Raw genomic sequence first — 22589 nt, forward strand, 5'->3', positions numbered from 1 at the left:
GCGCCGCACCGGTGACTGCCGGCCGGCCGGTCACGGTTCCTTCCTCCCGGCCAGCGCGTCGCGCAATGCCGTGGCGGCCTCCGGGGAGACGGTGCCGATGAACCGGTTGACCACCGCTTCGAGATCTCCCGCGTCCTCCAGAGCGGCGCGCATGGTCTCCGCGACGAAGGCGTCCTTACCGGCAGTGGCCCGGTAGAGGTGGGCCCGTCCGGCCCGTTCTCTGGACACCATGCCCTTGCGTGACAGCCGTACCAGGACGGTGAGCACAGTGGTGACCGCTGGCTGGGAGGGAAGCGCGTTCGCCAGGTCTTGGGCGAGTAGTCCTTCGGGATGGGCCCAGAGGGCTTCCATGATCGCCCGTTCCAGGGTTCCGAGCCGCATCGGTCTCACCTCATCGCCGTCCACACCCCTCTACTGAGAGTAGAAGATAACCCGCTCTGGGCATCGGCGGTACGGAAGGGCTTCGTGCAGTGCGGGCTGCGTGACTACGGCCGCCAGTAGTATTGCTCTGACCCGTGGCAGGGGGGAGTGCCGAATGCTGCGCGGACTGGGCGACCTGGAAGCCACAATCATGGATTGGCTGTGGGCTCATCGGCGGCCCGCTTCAGTCAAAGACGTCCTCGAGGACCTACGGCGGGAACGCGACATCGCGTACACGACGGTGATGACAGTGATGGACAAACTGCACACCAAGGGTCTGCTCAAACGACACCTGGCCGGGCGCGCCTACCTCTACGAGACGGTGGCGAGCAAGGAGGCGTACACAGCCGACCTCATGCGCGAGTCCCTGGCCAGCAGCGGCAACCAGGCGGCCACTCTCGTGCACTTCCTGGAACGGCTGACGCCCGAAGAGGCCGCCGCTCTTCAGGCAGCGCTTCAGGTGTACCCGCCGAAAGAGCACCGTCCGTGATCGTCGCGATGCTCCTGGCGCTCTACGCGGCTCTCGGCGTCGTGGCGCTGCCTCGGCTGCTGTCCCAGGTGGCCTGGTTTGAGCGGGCACCCCGTCTGGCTATCGCCATGTGGCAGGCAGCATGTGCTTCGGTGGTTGTCTCCGCTCTGCTGGCCGCCTTGGCCGTCGCGGTACCGGCTTCGGTGCTCGGGCACGGGCTGGCAGATTTCTTCGAGGCCTGCGCAACCCTTCTCTCGCACGGGGTGCCTTTCACATCAGCGAGTGCCCGCATCGCTCTGCTCCTCGCGGGCGTGCTCGTGGTGCGGATCACCTACTGCGCCGCCTGTGTATTGCTCAGTGCCAGGAGGGAGAGACGACGCCACGCGGAGATGCTCGCCATCGTCGGCCGTCATGACAGCCGACTGGGTGCCATGGTGGTGGACTATGACGAGTGCATGGCCTACTGCCTGCCGGGTCGTCACGGCCTGCCTGTGATCACCACGGGTGCGCTTCGAACACTTACCTCCGCGCAAACCGCTGCGGTGCTCGCCCACGAGCACGCCCATCTGCGGGGACGTCATCATCTGGTGCTCGCGGCGGTTCGGACGCTTGTCCGTGCCTTCTCTGGAGCACCGCTGTTCGCCCGCGCTTCGAGCGAGATCGCCCGTCTGGTCGAACTGCTGGCTGATGACGTGGCGGCCAGGGGCCACCCTCGGGTGCATATAGCCGCCGCGCTCGTCGGGTTGGCCACCGGCCGGGTCCCGGATTTCGCGCTGGGGGCGGGCGGGGAGACGGCTCTCGTACGAGTGCGGCGACTGCTCGACCCGGTGGAGCCGCTACGCCAGAGGGAGCGTCTGGTCGGCATCCTCACCATCGGAGTGCTCCTCGCCGGACCGGCCGCGGTGGCCGCCATGCCGGGCGTCAGGGCGTTTCTCGCCCACTACTGTGAGTCCTTCATCTTCTGATCTCGTGCCTCTCGCAGGTCACCGGCAGAACCTCCGCGCTGCGTGAACGGGTGGTCCTCAACGAGGCCGGGCCGCCCGCTGGCCGATGTAGCTACTAGCAATGGTAGTAGATCTAGGTAGATCGTCGACACCTTCCACGACTATGGAATCGCAGGATGGTGCGCCCGTGAGCTGCTTCTTCTCTCGCCCCCTCCGTCTTCATGCTCCGGCTCGCCGAAGCCGACGTCCTCGAATCGACTGCCGTCGAGACATGAGATACGGAGTAAACCGTAATGAGGCAAGCGTGATCTAGGTAGCATTGCGCCCTGAATCCGGCCGAACGGAAGGGCACGAGAGTGACCAAGGCAGGCAAGTTGGCAAGGCCCGTGCGGTTACTCTCCGCTACGGCGACGGCGGTCGCCTTGCTCCTCCTGCCGCCGGATTCGGCAATGGCTGAGCCGCGGCCGACCATCCCTCAGGCTCAGGCGAGGCTTGAAAAGCTGAACGACGAGGTAGGCAGAATCGTCGATCGCTACAACCTGGCCACCGAACGGTGGAAGAAAGCCAAGAAGGACTACGACCGGCTCGACACGGCTTACAAGCAGCAGCGCAGGACAGTCGATGATCTCCGTAGTGAGCTGGTCGATATGGCCGTAGGGGCCTACCAGTACGGAGACATGACCAGCACCGGGGCGCTGATCACCGGCAGCAGGCCGGAGGCGGTTCTGGGCAGTCTTGCCGCGATGGACCAGATGTCGGCCGGTCGAGTGGAATCCCTCCGCGCCTTCGACGAGGCCACCCGTTCCCTGCAAGACCGCCACGACAAGGCGAAACGGGGGCTGGCTACGGCGGAAACCGCCAGGGAGACGCTGGCGGAAGCGCGAGCTAAGGCCAAGCGTATGGTCGATGAGCAGACGAAGCTCTTGCGCCGACTAGGCGCCTTCCGCCAGGGAGACCCCAACAGCGTTGGATTGCCTTACACCGGCCCTGCCTCCGGCAACGCTCGGACCGCACTGGAGTTCGCCTATCGGCAGATCGGTAAGCCTTACCAGTTTGGGGCCGTAGGGCCCGGAGGATACGACTGCTCGGGGCTGACCCAGACGTCCTGGGGGCAGGCCGGCGTCACCCTTCCCCGCACCACGTGGGAACAGTGGAGTTGGGGTGCGAGCCGCAGGGTCCCGTTGGATCTCGATCAGCTCCAACCTGGTGACCTGTTGTTCAGCAAGGGCCTCGGCCACATGGGCATGTACGCCGGGAACGGCAAGATGGTGCATGCCCCACGAACCGGCGACGTGGTCAAGGTGGTCGACCTTGACGACTACTGGTGGGGGCGGCTCTTGGGCGCAGTGCGCCCGTGACACCGGGCCGGAACCTACGGCAGAGGCGGAACGGAACTCATCACGATCACCGGCTGCTCGCCCTCGCAGTGCCGCCGGGCACCGGTCACCTTCAGGGGCCCGGCCCGGCGGATCATGGCCGGACGAAGGGACGTTCCCTAGCGCGCCTCAGCCTGCGGAACTTGGCCCGCCTGCGCCGCATACACCGGAGATTCATCTAAGGCGACGTTCAGCCGGGGAGGCCGGCGTAGGAGTGGAGGCCGGCGATGAACATGTTCACGCCTATGAGGTTGAACAGAAGGGTAGCCAGGCCCACGAGCTGGACGATGGTCGCCGAGGTACCTCGCCAGCCGGCCGTGACCCGGGCGTGCAAGTAGGCGGCGTAAGTGATCCAGGTGATGAAGGCCCAGATCTCCTTGGGATCCCAGCCCCAGTATCGGCCCCAGGCCTTGTCAGCCCACAACGCGCCGGCGATCACGGCGAAGGTCCAGATCGGAAAGGCGATCACAATGGCCCGATGCGCCACCAGCTCCAGCTCGGAACGGGAAGGCAGGCGCACGGATGAGCTCTTCCTCACCAGGTAGAGGATGCCGGTCACTCCTGCCACTATGAACAGCCCGCTCGCCACAACCGCTGCCGACACGTGGATCGCTATCCAGTACGTGTTGAGCGCGGGCATGACAGGACCGGCCTGGACGTGCAGATAGCGGACCGCGAACCCGAGCCCGAGTGTTGCCGCGACGCAAACGAAAGGCCCGAGAAAACGCATTGGGTGACGGAGCTGCATGAAGAGGAACGCCGTCACGGCACCGAACGACATGGCCACGATGAACTCGTACATATTGCCCCAGGGCCACCGCGCGACGGCGATCCCCCGGGCCAGGACCGCCCCGAGATTCGCGGTCCAGCCCAGCCAGCACAGAAGCATGGCTGCGGTGCCGGCAACAGCCGCCCATCGAGGGTGGGAAACGTTTGCGTGGTCATCGGCGCCGCTGCCGCCCGCCGGAGCGGAGCTGTTTGCGAGAAGGGCACCTACGGGTCTGGCCGTTGACAAGTGGCCGAAGCCGAGCTGCAGGGCATAACCGATCATGGCTAAGACGTAGAGGAGTATGCAGGCGAGCACGAGCTGGTCGCTCAAAGTGGCGAGACCTGTATTGAGATAGGGCATTTCCGCTCCTGTGTCATGCAGTGACGCGTCCACGCGAGGTGCCGGGCTTTGGCGCTCCGTGCGCTGATCTCCATGTCCGGCTTGGTTGTTCCTGATTACCACGCACTTCTACTATGGACGATAGTAGAAAGGTAGTGCACGATCGCTTGGCCCACCGATCCGACCCAGGTGACGGCACGGCCGTGTTCGCGAAACCGCTCGACCAGGCCGTCCCCGCCCCGCGGCGCAGATTCACCTCGAGGCAGAAGCTTCTGACGGGCCTCGCGCTGGCCGCGATGGCGATGGTCGGCGGCGTGGCAGGAGCCTTCGCCGCTACGGCCATGGGAACAGGCGCGCCTGCGCGGACAGCACCCCGACGACGATCGGCGGTGCGATCCAGACCGACGCGGCGATCAACCCGGGTAACTCCGGCGGCGCGCTGTGACCGGCCAGGTCATCGGCCCGCACGGCCGACATCACGCTGACCGAGAAGACGGATACGCCCATCAACTGACCCACAAAGCACCATGAGCTCCCGTCCGGTCGCGCTGACCGGGCGGGATCTGTCTGGTTGGCGGGGATCCGGCCCCCTCCTCCAGGCCGGAGATATGTCCTCGCGGCTCCTATCTCCGACATACTGTAGAAGTTCTACGCTATGTAGAAGGAAGAAGGGGTCCGGATGGGTGACGAGGCGAACACCACGATCAAAGAGCGGTTGGGGAAGCTCCAGGCGAAGCAGCGCAGGGCGGAGCGTATCCGCACGTTCACGATCGCCGGAACAGTGCTGCTGGGAGTGGGCAGTGTGGTGGCCGCCGGGACAGTGATGATCCGCAATGAGCTGAGCCGTACTTCGTTGGACGCCGTCCAGACAGTGGCCATCTCCAGCCGTAACCACACCACCGAGGCGGTCACCTATCCGCAGAGCCCTCCGATCGGTGGCGACCACGACCCTGCCTGGCAGAACTGCGGGATCTACAGCGAGCAACCCCGCGGTGAGAACGTCGTGCACGCGTTGGAGCACGGGGCGGTCTGGATCACCTACCGGCCCGGGCTTCCGCAGGCCGACATCGACAGGCTGCGTGAACTCGTCTCCAGTCGTGATTACGTCGTCCTCTCGCCCTTCGCGGGTCAGGACTCTCCGGTCGTGGCGAGCGCCTGGGGCAGTCAACTGACGTTCGCCACGCTCGACGATCCGCGGTTGCCCGCCTTCCTCAACGCCTACATCCAGGGGCCGGGTACTCCCGAGCAGGGTGCGGCCTGCACCGGAGGCGTCGGAGAGCCGGTTCTTTGATGGCCTCCAGCGCCTGCTTCCGCTGGGACACCCCCGTCGGCAGTACATCAGTGAAGCGACCCTCGTCGCCCACCTCCAATGGACGAAGGACCGTAACTCATGTCTGTGCGGCTGGTTTGTTATCTCTTCGCCACTCTGATCGCGGCAGGTGTGGCTCTCTCCATCGGCATGTTGGCAGGCGGAGCAGCACAGTCCACGGCAGTCGCCGGGATTCCCGACGCGGGCGCGATCACTCGCTGGGGTCTGCCCGCAGCCAAAGTGCTCGCGAATCTCCTCGCGGTGGCGACCGTGGGCTGCCTGGTAGCGGCGGTGGCGTTGTTTCCCTCGAACAGAGGGCTACTTGGGGAGCAGGCTCGCCGGTACGTACAGGGGGCGTCGTGGGCAGCACTTGGCTGGGTGGCGGCGGCGACGCTCACCCTGCTGTTCACGCTCTCCGACCTTCTCGCCGCCCCGGTGCCCCTCCTTGCCCCGGAGGAGATCATCGGTTTCATCAGTACCCTCCCGCAGGGCCAGGCGTTGTCGCTGGTGGTGATCCTCGTAACGGGTGTCGCGTTGTGTGCCGGAGGCGTGAACTCGGTCAACTCCACGGCCGGTCTGCTGGTCGTCGCCCTGGTCGCCCTGTTGCCTCCCGTGCTGACCGGTCACTCGGCTTCCTCGCCGAATCACTCGATGGCGATCATCGGGCTCGGCCTGCACGTCGTCACCCTTACGCTGTGGATCGGCGGCCTGGCCGCCACGCTCGCCCACGCCCTGATGGGAAGCTCGCAGCCGGCCATCGCCGCACGGCGGTTCTCCAGGCTGGCGTTGTGGTGCTTCGCCGGCGTGGCGGTGAGCGGGGTGGCCAGTGCGGCCGCCAGGCTCACTGACTTCGGGCAGGTGGTCTCCTCCCCGTACGGGCTGATGCTCCTGGCCAAGACCGCCGCGCTCGTTCTCCTCGGATTGATCGGCTGGCTGCACCGGCGCCGGACCCTGGCCGATCTGGATGCTGGAAGGCCGCGGGCGTTCCAGCGAGTCGCCGTCGGTGAGCTACTGGTCATGGCCGCGGTCGTCGGGCTTGCCGTCGCCCTGTCCCGTACCGCGCCTCCAACGACGGTGCTGCCATCCGACCCGGCTCGCGACCTGCTCGGCTACGCACTCCCACCTGAGATCACACTTGGCCGGCTGGCCACGATGTGGCGTCCCGACCTGTTCTTCGCCCTCGCGGTCGTAACGGCCGGGGTGCTGTACCTGCTCGGCGTGCTACGGCTGCGCCGCCGAGGCGACCGGTGGCCGGTCGGCCGATCGGTTGCCTGGATTCTCGGGCTCGCCATTATCGTGGTCTTCACTCAAAGCGGGATCGCCGTCTACGCGCCCGTGCTGTTCAGCATGCACATGATGCAGCACATGGGGCTGGCGATGCTGGCGCCGATCTTCGTGGTGCTCGGGGCGCCGGTAACGCTGGCACTGCGGGCGATCAAGCCTGCGGTGCGCGGAGACCGGGGGCCGCGCGAGTGGATCGTCACCTTACTGCACAGCCGGTTTTCCACGGTGGTGACACATCCGGCCGTCGCCGTCGCACTCTTCGTGAGCGGTTCCTACGCGCTGTACTTCACGTCGCTGTTCGAGACAGCGATGCGCCAGCCCGTGGGGCACATCCTCATGAATGTCCACTTCCTGTTGTCCGGGCTGCTGTTCTTCTGGACCGTCATCGGTGTGGACCCCGGTCCGCGCCGTCTCCCGTATATAGGCCGGCTCATGGCCCTGATGATGACGATGCCCTTTCACGCCTTCTTCGGCATCGCGATGATGAGCATGGGTACCGTGATCGCCTCCTCCTGGTATGAGGGTCTCGGCCGGACCTGGGGCGTCTCCGCCCTGACAGATCAGCAGACAGCCGGCGGCATGGCGTGGGCGTTCGGTGAGATCCCAACCATGATCGTCGTCATCACCATCGCGGTGCAATGGGGGATCAGTGACCACCGCGAAGCCCGGCGCGAGGACCGCCGCTCTGATCTGCGTGCCGATGCGGACCTGGCCGCCTACAACGACTACCTCAAGCGGCTCGGTCAACGAGGGGGCGAGCGATGACTCAGGCATCAGGGCGACGCCTTCGACCTACCAAGACGAAGACTCCCGCTGTCAGCGCAGCGATGACTCCTGCTCCCAGGAGGAGAACGGCGGTTGAGCCGCCACCGGCTGGTATGTTCCGAGCTTCAGCTTGTGGGGTCAGCGAGGGCTGCACCGGCTGAATACTCGGCGGGGCCTGCGCCGGCGCACTGCCGCCGGCCTGCTCCGAGGGAGACTCACTAGAAGTCGGCGTAGGGGCGGCGGCAACAGTGAAGGGGACCTCGCCACTCCTTGGGTGGCCGTCGGAGGAGATCACCCGGAAGCCGATCGTGTACTTTCCCGGTGAGATCACCGCGCGTAGCCTCTGGACGACCTTCTTGCCATGTAGTTGTGCTTCGCCCTCCTGGACTTGCTCTCCTGAGGCGTCGAGCACCACCACCCTCGGAAAGGTCACCGGATTGTTGAACTCCAACTCCACCTCTTCGAGGGTGGTGACCTTGGCATCCTTGGCCGGCTTGCTGGATTTCAGGATGTCGTGTGCCTGCGCTGCGGTCGAGTGGAACAGCGCGACCGTGAGGGCCGCGAACAGCGCGAAGGCCGCGCGGAACAACATGCAGTGAGCTCGCTTTCGAGACGGGCGTCGGGCTACACAGTCAGATCTCACTTGCCGGTGTAGCGCCGTCGGCACTGGAATCGGCGGATTCGGCCGCCTTCGCGCGCGCCTCGCTACGCACTAGCCACACGATGCCGGTCACAACCGCGCCTCCCACCACGAGAGGAGGCAGGAGGGCCGATACAACGTCGAACACGAAGCGACCTCACAGAAGTCTGACACTGGATACTTCTACACTATGTCGAAGATGTGCGCGGGCGCCACAAGGGAGCCCGCTTCGAGAGCCGGGACGGAGACTTGTGGGTGACGTGACCTCACGCAGGACGGTTGACGATGGAACCAGTTGGCGTTCAGCGCTCGTAGGACGCGTCCGCTGCTGCGGCCGGCAAGACTTCGGCCGCAGGGCGATCAGCGTGGATCGCGGGGAGGCCCGCACCGGTCAAGGCGGCCAACATGGTCCGGCCGGCGTCGGTCAGCGAGTAGATGACGAGCTTGCCGACGCGGCGGGAGACGGCAAGCTCGGCCGAGCGCAGCACACGCAGGTGATGGGAGGCGAGGTTCTGGGTCAGGCCGCAGACCCAGGCCAGGTCGCACACGCACATTTCACCGCCCGCCCGAAGGGCCAGCGCGATTCGCAGCCGGGAGGCATCAGCCAGGGCCCTGGCCCGTCCGCTGGCCACGGCGATGTCCTGACTCTCGGGCAGGTCGGCACGCACGGCTTCAGCGTGGGGCAGGTCCAGGCACAACAGCGAGCACCGCTCCTCTTCGACCATCGGGTCACCGTAACAGGCCGCTCGGCGCTGATCCGCGCCCGGGCCGGGACCCGCGCGCACCGCCGATAGGCTCCGACGACATATCAACGCCCATGAGGATGTTCCAGGCGTTGCCGCAACCAGCCCTGACCTTTCCGACCTTTCCGACCATTCACAATGAGAAGAGGCGAGATGCCGGACCCCCGAGACCGCGGCCAGACGCGCCGGGCCAAGATCTCCGCGATGCGTGAGCAGGAGGAGCGCGCCCGCAGGCGCAACAAGAATCTCACCATCTCGCTGACCGTGATCGGCGTGTTCGCGGTCGTGCTGGCCGCCGTGTTCGTCGTCAACCGGGTCTCCGGCTCCGAGTCGGCCGAGGTAGCGGCCGGCGAGTCCCGCTTCGTGCGCGCCGACAGCCACAAGTTATCGGTCGCCGCCGATGGCAAGGTGACGCTGGTGGAGTTCCTCGACTTCGAGTGCGAGGCGTGCCGGGCGGCCTTCCCCATCGTGGAGGATCTGCGTGAGCAGTACGCCGGCAAGGTCACCTTTGTCGCCCGGTACTTCCCGCTGCCCGGCCACTTCAATGCCGAACGCGCTGCCCGCGCCGTCGAGGCCGCCGCAGGGCAGGACAAATTCGACGCGATGTACCAGCGCATGTACCAGACGCAGAGCCAGTGGGGCGAGAAGCAGGTTCCGGCAGATGAGGTGTTCCGCGGCTTCGCCAAGGACCTCGGCCTGGATCTGGCCGCCTGGGACAAGGCATACAACGATCCCGCGACGTTGGAGCGGATCAAAAAGGACGTAGCCGACGGGCAGGCCCTGGGCGTCAGCGGTACGCCGACATTCTTCCTCAACGGCCAGAAGCTCGAACCCCAGTCCGTGGACGACTTCAAGGCGGCCATCGATGCAGCGCTCGCAAGCTGAGCCCTTGCCCGAGCTCGCCGACGCACCCCTGTCCGCAGAGGACGAAGAGGCGGTCCCGTTCCCGCGACTGCTGCCCCGGCTGCTGACGACCGGCGGCCTAGTCGGCCTGGCGGCGGCATTCACGCTCTCGATCGAGAAGATCGCCCTGCTGAAGAACCCGGCGTACGTGCCGAGTTGCAGCCTCAACCCCGTCCTGTCCTGTGGCTCAGTGATGAACACACCGCAGGCCGAGGCGTTCGGTTTCCCTAATCCGCTGCTGGGAGTGGCCGGCTTCGCGATCGTGACCACGGTTGGCGTCGCGATGCTCGCGGGCGCGGCGCTCCCCCGCTGGTTCTGGATGGGCCTGCAGGCCGGCGTGACGTTCGGCGTCGTATTCGTGCACTGGCTGATCTACCAGAGCCTGTACGTCATCGGCGCGCTGTGCCCGTACTGCATGGTGGTCTGGGCGGTCACGATCCCGCTGTTCTGGTACGTCACTCTGCACAGTCTTCGCCGGCTGCGAACGGCCCACAGTGTCATCGGATACCACGCAGTGCCGCTCACGCTGTGGTTCTTGGCCGTCATCACGGCGATCGGCATTCGGTTCTGGTCCTACTGGAGCACTCTGCTCTGACCTCAATACAGTCAATCATGAATCAAGCCTGTACTTGATTCATGATTGACTGTACCGTCGATGGTGTGGAAACGACCGATTCCCCCACCTTTGCGGTGGTCGTGGACGCCGAGGCATTGGCCCGGGTGGGCACCGCGCTGGCCGACGAGAACCGGCGCCGGCTACTGCTTGAGCTGCTGCGAGAACCCGCCTACCCCGCCGATCTGGCCGAGCGGCTCGGCATGACCCGCGGCAATGTGTCCAACCACCTGGCCTGCCTGCGCGGCTGCGGGCTGGTGCGCACCGTGCCGGTGGGCCGCCGCGTACGCTACGAGCTGGCCGACGCCAAGCTGGCGCACGCTCTGGCCGAGCTGGCCTCCCTCGTACTGCTCGTCGACCAGGCCGGAACCGCTGCCTCCGGCGAGCCCTGCGCGCCCGGCGACTACGCCTGCACCGAGCACGACAACCCGGTCCAGGAGGAAAAGGCAGGCCATGTCTGACGCATGCTGCGCCCCCGACGCCCCCGCCGCCACCACCTCCTCGGACACCGAGACCGCAGCGGTCCTGCAACTGGTCGGCGCGCCGCAAGCCCCGGCCAACAGGACCCTCCTGCCGATCGCGACCGGCGCCGGCGCGGGCGATCGCGACAAGATCAGAGGCGGCAGCACCAGGGACTGCACTGACGGCTGCTGCTCGCCCGCCGCTAAGGAGTCTCGATGATCGGTCGCCCGATGCCCGCCCCCGTACGCACCGCCTACCGCTTCGAAATGCGCGCCGCCCGCGCTGCCACCGACGATATGGCGCGCTGGCGGCACCTGGAAAGGGCGCATATCCTCTCCCAGCCGTGGCCCTGGCCGCACACCGCCAACCACGTCGCCATGTTCGCCCTTGCCGTACGCCAGCGCGACCGGCGTGAGGCGATCGGCCAGGTCGTTCGGATCATCGTCGCCGCGCCCGGCTCCGCGCTCGGCCGCTACCCCGAAGGCAACACCGGCCGTGTCCACGCCGGCCTGACCAAGCCCATGCCACTACCCGATGACCTTGCCGTACTGCTGCAGGCCACCAGCTGACGGTACAGCGTGTAATAAGCCCTGCTCCTTCCGCCTGAGGTGCCCCTGATCTTCCGGACACGGTGCCAAGTAAAGTGCTGAGTGTTGCGATGGAGGGGAACTCCTCGGCGAAGCTCGCGCTGCCGAGCCGTACCGGGGACAGTCCGGCCTCCTGGATCAGGGCTGGTGCCACCTGCAAGGACCGCCCGTAGTGGGCCTGGAGCCCGTCCACGGTCGCGGGGACGGCGGGCAGACGCTGGGCCAGGTGATCGTCTTGGCTTACCAGCCAGTCGGCAAGGATGACGATCCCGCACACCAGGGCCGCGGCTTCACCGCTGATGGCGTCGAGAGGGCGTGACGGGTCCACAATGGCGGCGACGGTGTCGAAGAGGACTTTCCGCTGCTGTTCCCATTTCCCCTCCCCCAGTTCCGGCACTATCGCTGTCGCAGCATCACGACACTCCCGATGATCCCGCGCGTAGAAGCGGCCATGATGGCCGCCGAGTAATTGAGCTGCCAGAAAGGCGACGCCGTTCACACTGCGGGCGTTGTAGCCCAGCCGGGCCAGCGACTGGCCGAGCCACTGACATGCCCCGCGTTTTCTGGACACCGGAGTAAATGCCTCATTCCATGCCGGTTCAACGTGACAGCAAATTCGCGAGACGTATATTGACTGCCCCGGTCCGAGTGAAATATCGCTCCACTAGGAATATCAATCCGCATGACAGCCATGTCGAGGGCGGCGCAAACCAAACCGGCCGGATAGCGCACGTCCAAAGAAAATTAGCCTTCTCCGCGTGGATCAGCGAGTATTTCTCGCCGGCTACTGCTCCCTCGCAAAGAAGGCTGCGCATTTTTTCAAGAAGGCGTTCTCCTGCTCAAGTTCGACGATGCGGCGCTCCATCTCGCGTATTCGCGCCCGCTCCGCAGCATCTCGAGCCTGCTCGGTGTTACCCGACCGGCGGCGCTTCTCCTTGGTGACCCAGTTGCGGACGGTCTCCCGGGAGACTCCAAAGTCCTTCGCCGCCTGACCAATCGTCAACTGCTCGTCCAAGACGGCCTTAACGACCTCGCTCTTGAACTCCTCTGAATAATTCTTGCCCGCCACGGACCCTTCCTTCCAGAACACTCAGCACTTTACTTGGCACCGTGTCCGGAAGATCAGGGGCACCTCATCACACATGCGCAGCATAATCGTGCCGGCGCTTCTCGCCAGCCACGCCTGGCTATCCGTTGAGCAGTTTCCAGGCGTCTGGGTCCATCACCTGGAAACAGGCCATGCACTTGCCGATGTCATGCAGCCCGGCCCAGAAGGTGATCGCGCGCCGGGCTTCGTCATCGGCCATCCCCATAGAGGTGGCGATGACGTGCTTGACCCCAGGTGAGAGATACTGATCCCATAGGGTAGCGGCCATGGCCGCCGTGTCGAGCAGGTGGCAGATCAGAGGGTACGGACTGACCAACCCCCGGGACTTTCCCCACAGGAGAAATCCAGATCGTCTGGCGTCGCCGACTCCCCCACGCTGCTCCTATCCCTTCTCGCACAATGTCTACGGACCGCCCTGTACGGTCCGCGTCCGGGAGTCTACGACGGCCGGCGACCTTCGCGTGCGCCGCCGCGTGGCCGGCGGCGTACGCCACCACAGGGCGGGACCTGGCCGGCTTCGCGGCCGCCGGTCGGCTACGTCGCGGACTTCGCGCCGTCTTGACGCACCACGTGATCTTCGCCTGGAACCGGACCGGGCTGCCGCATGCGACGCAAGCCAGCTTGGCGGCTGCCGCCAGTGGTGTGGTGTCCGGCTGTGATCCCACCAGGCACCACCCCGAGAATGGAGGATCCGCATGCTTCTGACGCCTTCGTGGTTCCCGCTGGTTCAGCGGGCCCGTCCGCCAGGGGCTCCGCTGGAGGCCCGGGTCAGGGAACTGGTAGAACTCGCCGCGCACCCAGGCGCAGGGGAACAAGGACTCGTACAGGCGGCTGAGGTGTGCAACAAGGCCGCGCTGATCGCGTCCGACTGCGGCATGCCCGGCCTGGCGCGGGAGCTGTGCTGGAGGCAGTACGACGTGCTGGATCGGGCACAGCCGCTTCCGGCCTCGGCTGCGCAGCTCTTCTTACAGCCGGTGCTGAACATCCCCCGACAACTGATCCGTCAAGGGGGACGAGAACGGTCGAGGCGGCGCCGCTTAAAGGGGTCAGGAGCGCAACCAGCGTCCATCTTGGTACTCGGCGGGGATGTCGTCGTTCCACGGGTCGACCCCGAGCGCCTCCAGCGCATCGAACCATCGGTCCCGCTGAGATTCGGGTAGCCGTGTCCCGCACCAGGGGCAGAAAGAGATCGTGATGGAAGACGACCCGCCATCATGGACGATCAAGCCGTACTCGACGAACCGCTCGGCGAAGTGGATCAGCGCGTCCGGACAGTCGAACGGGTCTGTATGGTGATCGCACTCCCAATCCAACTGACCGGCCATCGACTCGCAGCAGTCCTCGATCAAGTCAGCCTCTCTCTCATGGCATGGAAATCTCGAAGAGGGCCGGAGACGAGCGAGGCCCAGGTCATCCTTCCGCCCCTGGGTCTCGACACGTGAAGCGGGTGACGGGAATCGAACCGGCCCTGCCGGCTCCAGTCGGATGGGTGGTGGTCATTCGGCGGTCGACGGTCAACGGCACGGGCGTCGCAGGTCTGGTCTCGCCCTGCTCGTGGCCCGGCAGGTCAAGTCGCCTCCTCGTGTCGCCCCGCCTGAGCCCGCCCCGGAGGGGGTGCTGGCCGGTGCCGTCGGACCGGGCATAACCTGGGGTGACAGGCTCTGACGATGACCCACCGGCCCCTGCGACCGCACGAGGCATGTGATGACAGCAACAACCGCTTTCAAGGAGAGCCGTACCCACGGACTGCCGGCCGAGACGACCAGCTTCGTGGGACGGCGGCACGAGATCGCCAATGTCAAGCGGCTGCTGTCGCATGCACGACTGATGACACTGACCGGTGTGGGCGGGGTGGGCAAGTCCCGACTGGCCACGCGGGTGGCCACCGAAATGCGGCGGTCTTTCCCGGACGGCGTCTGGCTGGTTGAACTCGCCGCCCTCCCCGACCCGGAGCTGATCCCGGAGAACGTCGCCGAGGCCCTGTTGATTCGGCACCACTCCGGCCGGCCGACCGTGGACGTGCTCATCGACCACCTGCGGGACAAGCAGATGTTGATGATCTTGGACAACTGTGAGCACGTGCTGCCGACGTGCGCCATAGTCGCTGAGACGTTGCTCCGGTCGTGTCCGAAACTGCGGATCTTGGCTACCAGCCGGCAGGCGTTGGGCGTCGGCGGCGAACAGCTCATGCACGTGCCGACGCTGTCGCTGCCCGAGTCCGATGACGTATCGTCTCCGGACGGGTTGCTCGTTCAGTCCGATGCGGTGCGACTGTTCGTGGAAAGGGCCGGGGCCATGCTCCCGGACTTCACCGTCACCCTGGACAACCAGGGCGCGCTGATAGGAATCTGTCGCCGGCTGGATGGGATCCCGCTGGCGATCGAACTCGCGGCCGTGCGCTTGCGGGCATTGTCGGTCCAGCAACTGCTCGACCGGCTGGAAAACCGCTCCCAACTGCTCACCGTCGGACCATGGACGCGCCTGCCCCACCATCGGACGCTACGAGCTCTGATCGACTGGAGCTACAACCTGTGTACCGAACAGGAAAAACAGCTGTGGGCGCGAGCCTCGGTGTTCTCCGGCGGCCTGGACCTTGAGGCGGCGGAGGAGATCTGTGCCGGAGACGGAATCGCCCGCGAGGAGGTCATCGACCTGATCGCGGCCCTGGTCGACAAGTCCATCCTGACCCGGGAGGAACAGCCGTCGCGGGTGCGTTACCGGCTCCTGGAAACGGTCCGCGAATACGGCTTAGAACGACTCGTCGCATCCGGGGAAGAGTCGACGCTACGCCAAAGACATCGGAACTACTACCGGAAACTGGCGGCCGGGGCGAGCACACAGCTTTTCGGGCCGTCGCAGAAGACGCTGACCGCCCGGCTCCACCTGGAACACACCAACCTGCGCGCCGCACTCGAAAACCACTTCAGCGAACCGGCGGACATCAGGCGCGGCTTGGCCATGGCGTCAGACCTCATCACCCACTGGCTCAGTGGTTACCATCTCGTCGAGGGGCGCTGCTGGCTGAACCGAGGGCTGGCCGCCTACACCGAACCCGACGAAGTCCGGGCCCGCGCGCTGTGGTCGAACAGTTGGCTGGCCATATATCAAGGCGACATCGCATCCGCCGAGAGAATGCTGGAGGAGAGCCGCACCATCGGGGAGACGCTGTCGCTGACGCCGGACCTCGCCTACGTCGCACTGTGCTCCGGCATGGCCGCCATGCATCAAGAGGACGTACAATCCGCCGTCACTCTGTACGAGGACGCGGTGACCCGTCAACGCGCCGCCGAGAATCCGATGGGCCTCGCGCAGGCGCTCCTCCGGCTCTCGCTGAGCTATTCCTGCCTGGGTGATATTCCGCGAGCCGTGTCTTCCGCCGAAGAATGCCTGCGAGTGTGTGACGCCCACAGGGAGATATGGCACAAGGCATACGCGATGACGGCGTTGGGCATCGCGGTCTGGCATCAGGGCGACACCCGGCGCGCCGACGAACTGGTGAAGAGCGCCCTTGAGATCATGCACCTGATCGATGATCCGCTGGGGGCCGGGCTCACCTTGGAGGCGCTGACCTCGGTCACCGCCGCAGAGGGCCAGAATGAGAGGGCGGCCCAACTACTGGGAGTTCTCCACACCGTATGGCGTACCATCGGCGTGCCACCGCTGGCCGCGTACGGAAACCTTGCCCGCGATCACGAGGCATGCGAGTCACGAATTCGCCGTGACCTCAGCCGGACCTGCTTTGACGCGGCGGTCAGGCGAGGTGCCATGCTGTCCTACGATGAGGCGATCACGTATGCCCTTGACCGGCGCACCCCTGCGAGCAAGCCGGCCAAGGAGTCCGGGCAGGCAGATCAGCTGACCGCCAGGGAGATCGAGGTCGCCCGGCTGGTCGCCAAGGGAAAGAGCAACAAAGAGATCGCGGCATCGCTGGTGATCTCCCAGCGCACGGCAGAAGGGCACGTCGAGAGAATCCTCAGCAAGCTTGGATTCACCTCTCGCGTCCAGGTCGCGACCTGGGTCAGCATGCTAAAACAGGACCGCGACGAGCCCTCGTCCAGCAGCCCCCCGAACACCCCGGAGGTTCCGTAGCCATGGCTGTGGCTGTGGCTGGATATTCCGGGCGGCAAACGTGGACAAGCTGGAGTTCGGGCTTTCGATGGCCAGTCATAGTGAAGAATGATCACTGATGATTAGAGGCGAGCTGAAGTACTTTCGAGGACGACGTCCGCCAAACCCTGAAGGCGAGCCTTTTCGGGATGGTCAGCGTGACGCAACGCGTACTCCCGATACTCAGGCAACAGGGGCCGGGCACCATCGTCAACATGTCGTCCGTGATGATTCCGGCGTTGTTCACCAGTACGTCGATTCTCCCGAATCGGTTCATCGCGGCGTCCACCAGGGCTGCCACAGCATGGTGGGAAGTCACGTCGGTCGGCACCGACAGCGCTTCTGAGCCCAGATCGCGAATTTCGTCCTCCACCTGAGCGAGCCGGTCGGCCGAGCGGGCCGCGAGAACCACCCGTGCCCCTTCCTGGGCGAACGCCAGCGCGACGGCTCTGCCGATTCCTCGTGATCCGCGAGGCCGTCACGACCTACCACCACGGCGACGGACCGAGCCTCACCTTCTACAGCCGGCCCTCGCCGGGATAGATTGTTCCGCGGATTTGCGCCACGACAGACGGTATATCGCGCTCGAGAGTTTTCCTGCGCTCCTCCATGTCCCGGGCCTGGTCGTGTGCCGTCCTGATTCCGCTCAAGTCCAGGGGGCGGCGCACTTGCTCATGGGCTCTGTGCGCGTCATCGGCTGTGTTCGCCAGGGGAGGCTCTTTGAAATAGGCGTCCCAGGCATTGTCGATGCGCTTCCGGGCGGTATCCAGGTGCTCCTTCACTCCGCGCTGGACGAGTCCTTCCAGGTCGTCCAGCGTTCTGAGATGCCCTTTCAGCGTGGCTTGCTCATGCGGGTGAAGGACCGGATGGTTCTGCAGCCCACGGCTGTGGGTGTACAAGTAGTCGTGACGCTGGCCTGCCGTATAATCTCCGCGCTGATATCTACGGTCGACTCTCCGGTCAATGGCGGCTCTGGCCGCCTGCATATTCGACCTCACGGTCGCGAAGGTCTTCTCACCACGCGCCAGTTGTTCCTCTGCCCGGCCGAGAGAGATCCGGCTCTGTGTCAAATGGCGGGTTATCGCCCTCGCGTTCTGCATGAGACTCGCCGTTTTGGATGTCAGGAGGGTGGCATCCTCCTGAGTGATGAGCCTCGTCCTCACCGGAGAGGGTTTGCGCAGCGCCCTCAGAAAGCGTCCGACCTTCTGCAGGAGAGAGCTGAGCATGGCCAGGAACCGCTTGCCCATCGCGATCAGGCGGGGCAGGAGGTGAGGAGTCGCGGTGGCGGCCACCGCGCCGACGGCGAGGGCGGCGAGATTGTCGCCGATCCACTTGACTATGCCGCCGGCGATCCCCAGCCCGCCGGCGGCGTGGGCGAGACGGCCACCGAGATCATGGGTCTGTGGCAGGGCGCCTTCACTGCCCGCCAGGTAGGTGTTCGCCGCGTCCGCCGCCGCCCCCTGGTTGACCCCGGCCAGGCGATAAGCGTGCGTGCCGTCCTCGTTCAACTGCTGATGAAAACCAGCGGCCGTGGTCAGCGTCCCGACGTGCTTCTCCAGAGTGTCCAGATTCGGCATCGGGGGAAGCCCCAGCACACCGAAGCCGCTGGCGATCATCGGGTCGTCCATCATGACGCTCACGCCGGCATCTGCCCTAAGCGACTGATGTTCTCGATGCCGACCCGCTCGGCCTCGACACTCCCATCCGCCATGACGACCTGCCCCGTACCGGCGTTACTCAGCATCGAGCCCAACTGCTCGCACCCGGCGATCAGGTCATCCATCAACTCGGAATAGGGGCCGCTGATCTCCTCGTAGGGCAACGGGCGGTCACCGCTCAAGTGCCCGCGCATACCCGAAGCGAACTGCGTATAGTCACTCGCCAGCGACTGGAAACCGCGCCCGGAGGCGTACCGGCCGTTCGCATCGATGATCACCTGATCGTCCGCCATCACCACTACCTTTTCTCCAGGCGCCGCGACATCTCGCCCAGCGCCGACGTCACCCGATCGAAGTCCTGGACGGCCTCGGCCGCCAACTCATCCAGCCGCTGGACCAGTTCCCCGGAGTCGAAACCCTCCTGCGGCGCGGCTTCGTCCCCTTCGGACTCCTCGATCCGCCCGAGCCGGTCCTGCTGCGCCGCCCGCGCCGCCGACACGATGTTCCCGGCGAGCACCTCATCGAGCGCAGGGCCCGCGGATCCACGCGCAGCGTTTTCAGAAGCCCGTCGGCCCTCCGCCTGACCACCGGCGGCCTGGGCGGCACCGCAGAACCTCGGCGTGCGCGGGAGGGACGTCAGCCACTCGACACCTCTCGATCCGTAGCACCAACGTAACAGTGGATCATCTGGCCAGACGATACAGGATCGTCGGCGCGGAGGGCATACCGTGGGCTACTTCGGTACGAATGTGCGCACCGAGGGGGTCGCCAGAGCGAGCGGAGTGCCCTGGAGCATCGGCCCCCGCACGTGCGGGGATCGTCCCGGCAAATGGCGTTGGGTCGAGCCTGAGAGCCGACCCGACGTGGATAAAGAAAAAGCAATTCAGAGTGAAAGCCCTTCGGGAATCTTCCGGTCGGAACAGCGAATTGCGATGCTCCACCAGACGGGTTCTGACGGGGCATCGCCGTGTGGTGCTCGCGTTCCCCGGTCAGGGGACGTGCTTCCAATTACACCGGCAAACGCCAGGAAGACTCGAAGGGACGCTGTTTGTTGTAGTAGTGCCCCGAGGCCCGGATCACGCCGGGCAGCCCTCGGGAGCCGAGGTCGAACCGCGCCGAGGTGACCCGGGAGACGCTGACGTTGATGCCTGTCGCGCTGAGACACCTCTGCACCTCGGCGGCGGGCACGTCGTCGCCGGTAAAGGTGACGATCCCGCACAAACGCCGGCCGCGGTCCTGGACGGTTACCCGGGGCAGTTCCTGAAGGCGTCGCCGCAGTCACGCGGCGAGCGCGGTGACCCGTTCCTCGATCGTCTCTCCGCCAGGACGTGAAGTACCCGGTGTACGACTTCTCGCTCTGGGACGCCGACCAGCGCGCCCTCTCCATCGCGATCCACCAGTTCCACGGCCACACGATCGCGCTGAAGGACTACAAGGTCGAGGGCAACTCCTTCTCCGGCAAGCTCGTCTTCCACTCCTACGACCACTTCGGTCTCGACCCGGACGACGAGATCACGGAGTACGGCTTCATCGACTGGTTTACCCTCCAGCACTATGACCGGTTCGATGGGAAGTACCCCCCGCCGATCGCGCAGGCGGACATCGAGATCCCCATCAGCGGCACGTTCTGACCTCGCCGACCTGATGCCCCACAGGCGCTCGCCGGGCCGGGTCCTGGTCGTCACGCTGCTCGTCGTGACGGCCGGGTACCTGGCCTGGCGGGTCGCCGTCCTCGCGGGCCTGGAGGCCCACTTCGGCAGCGGCTTCGACGAGCAGCGCTTCAACCGGCTGCAGCAGGAGTACGACCGCCGCGAGGACGCCTTCGCCCGGGCCGACGCCCGGATGCGGAAGCTGATCGCGGAACACCCCCGCGCCGAACGCATCGACTGGAGCCTGTACCGGACCTGCGTCCGCGAGCCCGGCCGCCCCTCCGACACGTGCACGACGACGCCCCCACGCGACCAGAAGGTGTACGACGCCCTCTGGGGCGTCAGCGTGATCCTCTACCAGCCCAAGGACGAGGGCCGCACGTTCTACCGCTTCTACCACGAGGACCCCCCGCGCTACACGATCATGCGCGCCCCCGAGGACACCGCGGAGGAGGCCGAGGAGTACGCGGACGCCCACGGCTTCCGCTCCACCCGCCCCCTCGGGCCCGGCTGGACGATCCTCGGCCCGATCGACGACATCGGCCGCGAGGAGAAGCAGTTCCCGTAGGAGGGCTCGCGGAACGCTTCGCCGGGAAGCAGCAACTCCAGGACGGCGGCCAGGACGGAGACCATCATTTTGGTGCCGGGGTCGTCGCTGGCCAGGTCGATGCCAGACAACAGTCCGGATTCGACGCGCAGGTGGAGGCCGCGGCGGATGAGCACTGGGCGCAGAGCGAGGATGTCGGCGACGGAGCGGAACAGTCGGGCGGCGTCGGCGATACGAATGGTGTCGCCGACGGCGGCCTAGTGCGGCAGTGTGGTGAAGCCCGCGCGGTCGAGGGAGAGTTGCCTGCTGGAGGTGGCGGGATCTTCGTAGACGGGGGCGCCTGCGGCCAGCAGGGCGGTGAGGGCGTGCCGCTGGCGGGCGTCGGTCTGCTTGTCGGTGGAGTGCCGCAGATAGACCAGGTCAGCCACGCCCGGCATCCGCGGAGTGGTTGCTGGTGAAGGGGATCTCCGGACGGCGGGTTGATTGGATCCGCCTATGGGGGCGCAATCGACCAATTCCGCCCCCACTGTTGACTGACCTCAGCTTCGAATGAGCGCGTCGAGGTGCCGTTAACCAACGAGTCATAGGCCGCCAAACCCGGAGATCCCTGGCCTGACCTCCTGAACTGTCGAAGGGCCCGGCGCGGATCGATTGGCACGAACCGGTCCGTCAGTTCGTCAGTGTGAGCGGGTTGACCAGGTCGGCGTAGACGAGCAGGCCTGCCATGATCATCATCGCCAGTGCGGCCGCGTACGTCAGCGGCAGCACCTTGGCGATGTCGACGTGCTTGGGCTTCGGCCGCCGCATGATCTTGGCGTAGGCCCGTTTGAGGCCCTCCCAGAGGCCGCCTGCGATGTGTCCGCCGTCGAGCGGCAGCAGTGGGATCAGGTTGAACATGCCGATCGCCAGGTTGAAGCCGGCCAGCAGGTTGATGAAGGTGGCGATCTTCTCCTTGTTGGACAGGTCGGAGGTCAGGATCTCGCCGCCCAAGCGGCCCGCGCCGACCATGCCCACCGGGCCCTCGGGGTCGCGCTCCTCGGCGGAGAAGGCCGCGTGCCAGACGCCGACCATCTTCTCCGGCAGGTTGAAGATCGAGCCCGCCACCCTGGCCGTCTGCTCGCCCATGTAGCCGATCACCTGGCCGACGCTCTGCTGCTCCATCACCTCGGTGGGCCGCACGCCGAGGAAGCCGACGTTCTTGTCGGTCTTCTCGGGGTCTTCGAGGTTGGGCCGGTCCTGGGCGATGAGCGTGACGTCGAACATCATTGGCTTGCCGTCACGCACGATGCCGAGCTTGACTGGGCCGGCGCCGTGGGAGCGGATCAGGCGCTTGGCGTCTTCCCAGGAGCTGATCGTGGCGCCGTCGAAGGAGACCATGCGGTCGCCCGGCTTGAGGCCCGCCTGCGCGGCCGGGGTGAGCTGGTCGCCGGGCTCGCAGGCAGCGCGCCGCTCGGAACTGGGGATTACGCACGTTTCGGTGGTGGGCGAGACGATCGGGGCCTCGGCGGGCAGGCCGATGCCGACCAGCAGGATAGTGAAGAAGACGAACGCGAGCACGAAGTTCATCACCGGCCCGCCGGACATGATGATGACCTTCTGCCACCATTTCTTGCGGTAGAAGACGCGGTTTTCGTCGCCTGGACTCACCTCTTCCAGTGCGGCCTCGCGGGCGGACTCGATCAGCCCCTGGAAAGGTCCTGTCACCGTGCTCCTGACCTTGGTGGTATCCCCTCCGGGTCGCGGCGGCAGCATTCCAATCATGCGGATGTAGGGCATTCCCCCTTGAACGAGGACACCTCGAAGACTGGATCTTGAGGTCCAGGGGAAGAGATGTTCCTGATGGTGATGAAGAACTACCCACCCGAGTTCAAGGCCGACGCGGTGGCGTTGGTGTTGT

The 22589-nt window shown here is 65.9% G+C and carries 29 protein-coding genes and 1 pseudogene; 13 read left to right on the top strand and 17 right to left on the bottom strand.

Annotated features, from left to right (window positions below; translation table 11 throughout):
- Window positions 1–30: 30 nt before the first annotated feature.
- Window positions 31–381, bottom strand: coding sequence for a BlaI/MecI/CopY family transcriptional regulator (locus QSK26_RS33060; RefSeq protein WP_285779241.1), 351 nt, complete (start codon window positions 379–381; stop codon window positions 31–33).
- Window positions 382–535: 154 nt separating this feature from the next.
- Between QSK26_RS33060 and QSK26_RS33065 the strand changes: the two genes are divergently transcribed.
- The 3 genes from QSK26_RS33065 (at window position 536) to QSK26_RS33075 (ending at window position 3191) form a co-directional block, all read left to right on the top strand.
- Window positions 536–910 carry a BlaI/MecI/CopY family transcriptional regulator gene (locus tag QSK26_RS33065; protein WP_352244439.1) on the top strand — a complete coding sequence of 125 codons (375 nt, stop codon included), beginning with the start codon at window positions 536–538 and terminating at the stop codon, window positions 908–910.
- Window positions 907–1854: a M56 family metallopeptidase gene (locus QSK26_RS33070; RefSeq protein WP_285779242.1), complete on the top strand. Its 948-nt coding sequence runs from the start codon at window positions 907–909 to the stop codon at window positions 1852–1854. The genes QSK26_RS33065 and QSK26_RS33070 overlap by 4 nt, the downstream gene beginning before the upstream one ends.
- Before the next feature lie 335 nt (window positions 1855–2189).
- Window positions 2190–3191 carry a C40 family peptidase gene (locus tag QSK26_RS33075; protein ID WP_285779243.1) on the top strand — a complete coding sequence of 334 codons (1002 nt, stop codon included), beginning with the start codon at window positions 2190–2192 and terminating at the stop codon, window positions 3189–3191.
- 208 nt (window positions 3192–3399) lie between these two features.
- On the opposite strand, the gene ccsB is transcribed toward QSK26_RS33075, so the two are convergent.
- Together ccsB and QSK26_RS33085 are read right to left on the bottom strand one after the other, a co-directional pair.
- The gene (ccsB, locus tag QSK26_RS33080) at window positions 3400–4338 is read right to left on the bottom strand and encodes a c-type cytochrome biogenesis protein CcsB (RefSeq protein ID WP_285779244.1); all 939 of its coding nucleotides are present in this window, start codon (window positions 4336–4338) and stop codon (window positions 3400–3402) included.
- Window positions 4339–4650: 312 nt separating this feature from the next.
- Entirely contained in the window at window positions 4651–4824 is a 174-nt protein-coding gene (locus QSK26_RS33085; RefSeq protein ID WP_285779245.1) for a hypothetical protein, read from the bottom strand.
- A 172-nt stretch (window positions 4825–4996) separates the two neighbouring features.
- On the opposite strand from QSK26_RS33085, the gene QSK26_RS33090 reads away from it, so the two are divergent.
- Together QSK26_RS33090 and QSK26_RS33095 are read left to right on the top strand one after the other, a co-directional pair.
- On the top strand, window positions 4997–5608 hold the full coding sequence (locus QSK26_RS33090; RefSeq protein ID WP_285779246.1) for a thioredoxin-like domain-containing protein: 612 nt from the start codon (window positions 4997–4999) through the stop codon (window positions 5606–5608).
- 99 nt (window positions 5609–5707) lie between these two features.
- Window positions 5708–7675, top strand: a complete 1968-nt coding sequence (locus QSK26_RS33095) for a bifunctional copper resistance protein CopD/cytochrome c oxidase assembly protein (RefSeq protein WP_285779247.1) — start codon at window positions 5708–5710, stop codon at window positions 7673–7675.
- Between the two features lies 1 nt (window position 7676).
- Here QSK26_RS33095 and QSK26_RS33100 read toward each other — a convergent pair whose 3' ends face one another.
- Both QSK26_RS33100 and QSK26_RS33105 read right to left on the bottom strand, forming a co-directional pair.
- On the bottom strand, window positions 7677–8267 hold the full coding sequence (locus QSK26_RS33100; RefSeq protein WP_285779248.1) for a copper resistance protein CopC: 591 nt from the start codon (window positions 8265–8267) through the stop codon (window positions 7677–7679).
- Window positions 8268–8617: 350 nt separating this feature from the next.
- On the bottom strand, window positions 8618–9040 hold the full coding sequence (locus QSK26_RS33105; protein ID WP_285779249.1) for an ArsR/SmtB family transcription factor: 423 nt from the start codon (window positions 9038–9040) through the stop codon (window positions 8618–8620).
- A 222-nt stretch (window positions 9041–9262) separates the two neighbouring features.
- Here QSK26_RS33105 and QSK26_RS33110 point away from each other — a divergent pair, with 222 nt between their 5' ends.
- From QSK26_RS33110 to QSK26_RS33130, 5 genes are all read left to right on the top strand, one after another.
- The gene (locus QSK26_RS33110; RefSeq protein WP_285779250.1) at window positions 9263–9943 is read left to right on the top strand and encodes a DsbA family protein; all 681 of its coding nucleotides are present in this window, start codon (window positions 9263–9265) and stop codon (window positions 9941–9943) included.
- Window positions 9924–10556 carry a vitamin K epoxide reductase family protein gene (locus QSK26_RS33115; protein WP_502888772.1) on the top strand — a complete coding sequence of 211 codons (633 nt, stop codon included), beginning with the start codon at window positions 9924–9926 and terminating at the stop codon, window positions 10554–10556. The genes QSK26_RS33110 and QSK26_RS33115 overlap by 20 nt, the downstream gene beginning before the upstream one ends.
- A gap of 65 nt (window positions 10557–10621) precedes the next feature.
- Window positions 10622–11035, top strand: coding sequence for an ArsR/SmtB family transcription factor (locus QSK26_RS33120; RefSeq protein WP_285779252.1), 414 nt, complete (start codon window positions 10622–10624; stop codon window positions 11033–11035).
- Entirely contained in the window at window positions 11028–11255 is a 228-nt protein-coding gene (locus QSK26_RS33125; RefSeq protein ID WP_285779253.1) for a hypothetical protein, read from the top strand. The genes QSK26_RS33120 and QSK26_RS33125 overlap by 8 nt, the downstream gene beginning before the upstream one ends.
- Complete coding sequence (locus QSK26_RS33130; protein ID WP_285779254.1) at window positions 11252–11605, top strand: DUF3703 domain-containing protein; 354 nt, start codon at window positions 11252–11254, stop codon at window positions 11603–11605. The genes QSK26_RS33125 and QSK26_RS33130 overlap by 4 nt, the downstream gene beginning before the upstream one ends.
- 256 nt (window positions 11606–11861) lie before the next feature.
- Here QSK26_RS33130 and QSK26_RS41975 read toward each other — a convergent pair.
- The 5 genes and pseudogenes from QSK26_RS41975 to QSK26_RS33150 form a co-directional block, all read right to left on the bottom strand.
- A pseudogene (locus QSK26_RS41975) lies at window positions 11862–12194 on the bottom strand (HD domain-containing protein); the annotation flags it as partial.
- Window positions 12119–12355, bottom strand: a complete 237-nt coding sequence (locus QSK26_RS41980; protein WP_352244445.1) for a DDE-type integrase/transposase/recombinase — start codon at window positions 12353–12355, stop codon at window positions 12119–12121. The pseudogene QSK26_RS41975 and the gene QSK26_RS41980, both read right to left, overlap by 76 nt.
- 52 nt (window positions 12356–12407) lie before the next feature.
- A complete protein-coding gene (locus QSK26_RS33135; protein WP_285779255.1) occupies window positions 12408–12692 on the bottom strand; it encodes a transposase in 285 nt (94 codons plus the stop codon).
- Between the two features lie 118 nt (window positions 12693–12810).
- Entirely contained in the window at window positions 12811–13068 is a 258-nt protein-coding gene (locus tag QSK26_RS33140) for an HD domain-containing protein (RefSeq protein ID WP_285779270.1), read from the bottom strand.
- Between the two features lie 709 nt (window positions 13069–13777).
- A complete protein-coding gene (locus tag QSK26_RS33150) occupies window positions 13778–14080 on the bottom strand; it encodes a DUF6980 family protein (protein ID WP_285779257.1) in 303 nt (100 codons plus the stop codon).
- 355 nt (window positions 14081–14435) lie between these two features.
- Here QSK26_RS33150 and QSK26_RS33155 point away from each other — a divergent pair, with 355 nt between their 5' ends.
- Entirely contained in the window at window positions 14436–16820 is a 2385-nt protein-coding gene (locus tag QSK26_RS33155; RefSeq protein ID WP_285779258.1) for a LuxR C-terminal-related transcriptional regulator, read from the top strand.
- A 91-nt stretch (window positions 16821–16911) separates the two neighbouring features.
- On the opposite strand, the gene QSK26_RS42185 is transcribed toward QSK26_RS33155, so the two are convergent.
- The 5 genes from QSK26_RS42185 to QSK26_RS33180 all read right to left on the bottom strand — a co-directional run bounded on the left by QSK26_RS42185 (window position 16912) and on the right by QSK26_RS33180 (window position 19717).
- Window positions 16912–17295: an SDR family NAD(P)-dependent oxidoreductase gene (locus QSK26_RS42185; RefSeq protein ID WP_285779271.1), complete on the bottom strand. Its 384-nt coding sequence runs from the start codon at window positions 17293–17295 to the stop codon at window positions 16912–16914.
- Between the two features lie 61 nt (window positions 17296–17356).
- Window positions 17357–18478: a hypothetical protein gene (locus QSK26_RS33165; protein WP_285779259.1), complete on the bottom strand. Its 1122-nt coding sequence runs from the start codon at window positions 18476–18478 to the stop codon at window positions 17357–17359.
- The gene (locus tag QSK26_RS33170) at window positions 18475–18789 is read right to left on the bottom strand and encodes a hypothetical protein (RefSeq protein ID WP_285779260.1); all 315 of its coding nucleotides are present in this window, start codon (window positions 18787–18789) and stop codon (window positions 18475–18477) included. The genes QSK26_RS33165 and QSK26_RS33170 overlap by 4 nt, the downstream gene beginning before the upstream one ends.
- A gap of 5 nt (window positions 18790–18794) precedes the next feature.
- Window positions 18795–19013 carry a hypothetical protein gene (locus QSK26_RS33175; RefSeq protein ID WP_285779261.1) on the bottom strand — a complete coding sequence of 73 codons (219 nt, stop codon included), beginning with the start codon at window positions 19011–19013 and terminating at the stop codon, window positions 18795–18797.
- 491 nt (window positions 19014–19504) lie between these two features.
- Window positions 19505–19717, bottom strand: a complete 213-nt coding sequence (locus tag QSK26_RS33180; protein WP_285779262.1) for a hypothetical protein — start codon at window positions 19715–19717, stop codon at window positions 19505–19507.
- Window positions 19718–19824: 107 nt separating this feature from the next.
- Between QSK26_RS33180 and QSK26_RS33185 the strand changes: the two genes are divergently transcribed.
- Window positions 19825–20127 (top strand): DUF3289 family protein, encoded by a 303-nt coding sequence (locus QSK26_RS33185; protein ID WP_285779263.1) that lies wholly within the window; start codon window positions 19825–19827, stop codon window positions 20125–20127.
- Between the two features lie 13 nt (window positions 20128–20140).
- Window positions 20141–20713: a hypothetical protein gene (locus tag QSK26_RS33190; protein ID WP_285779264.1), complete on the top strand. Its 573-nt coding sequence runs from the start codon at window positions 20141–20143 to the stop codon at window positions 20711–20713.
- 236 nt (window positions 20714–20949) lie between these two features.
- Here the strand turns inward: QSK26_RS33190 and QSK26_RS41990 are convergent, their stop codons facing one another.
- Window positions 20950–21120, bottom strand: coding sequence for a recombinase family protein (locus QSK26_RS41990; RefSeq protein WP_352244442.1), 171 nt, complete (start codon window positions 21118–21120; stop codon window positions 20950–20952).
- Window positions 21121–21361: 241 nt separating this feature from the next.
- Window positions 21362–22589, bottom strand: a 1228-nt coding sequence (locus QSK26_RS33200) for a M50 family metallopeptidase (protein ID WP_285779265.1), incomplete at its 5' end; no start/stop codon positions are given.

Origin of the sequence: Microtetraspora sp. NBRC 13810, from assembly GCF_030268685.1 — a bacterium.
In the GTDB taxonomy this organism is placed as follows: domain Bacteria; phylum Actinomycetota; class Actinomycetes; order Streptosporangiales; family Streptosporangiaceae; genus BSRQ01.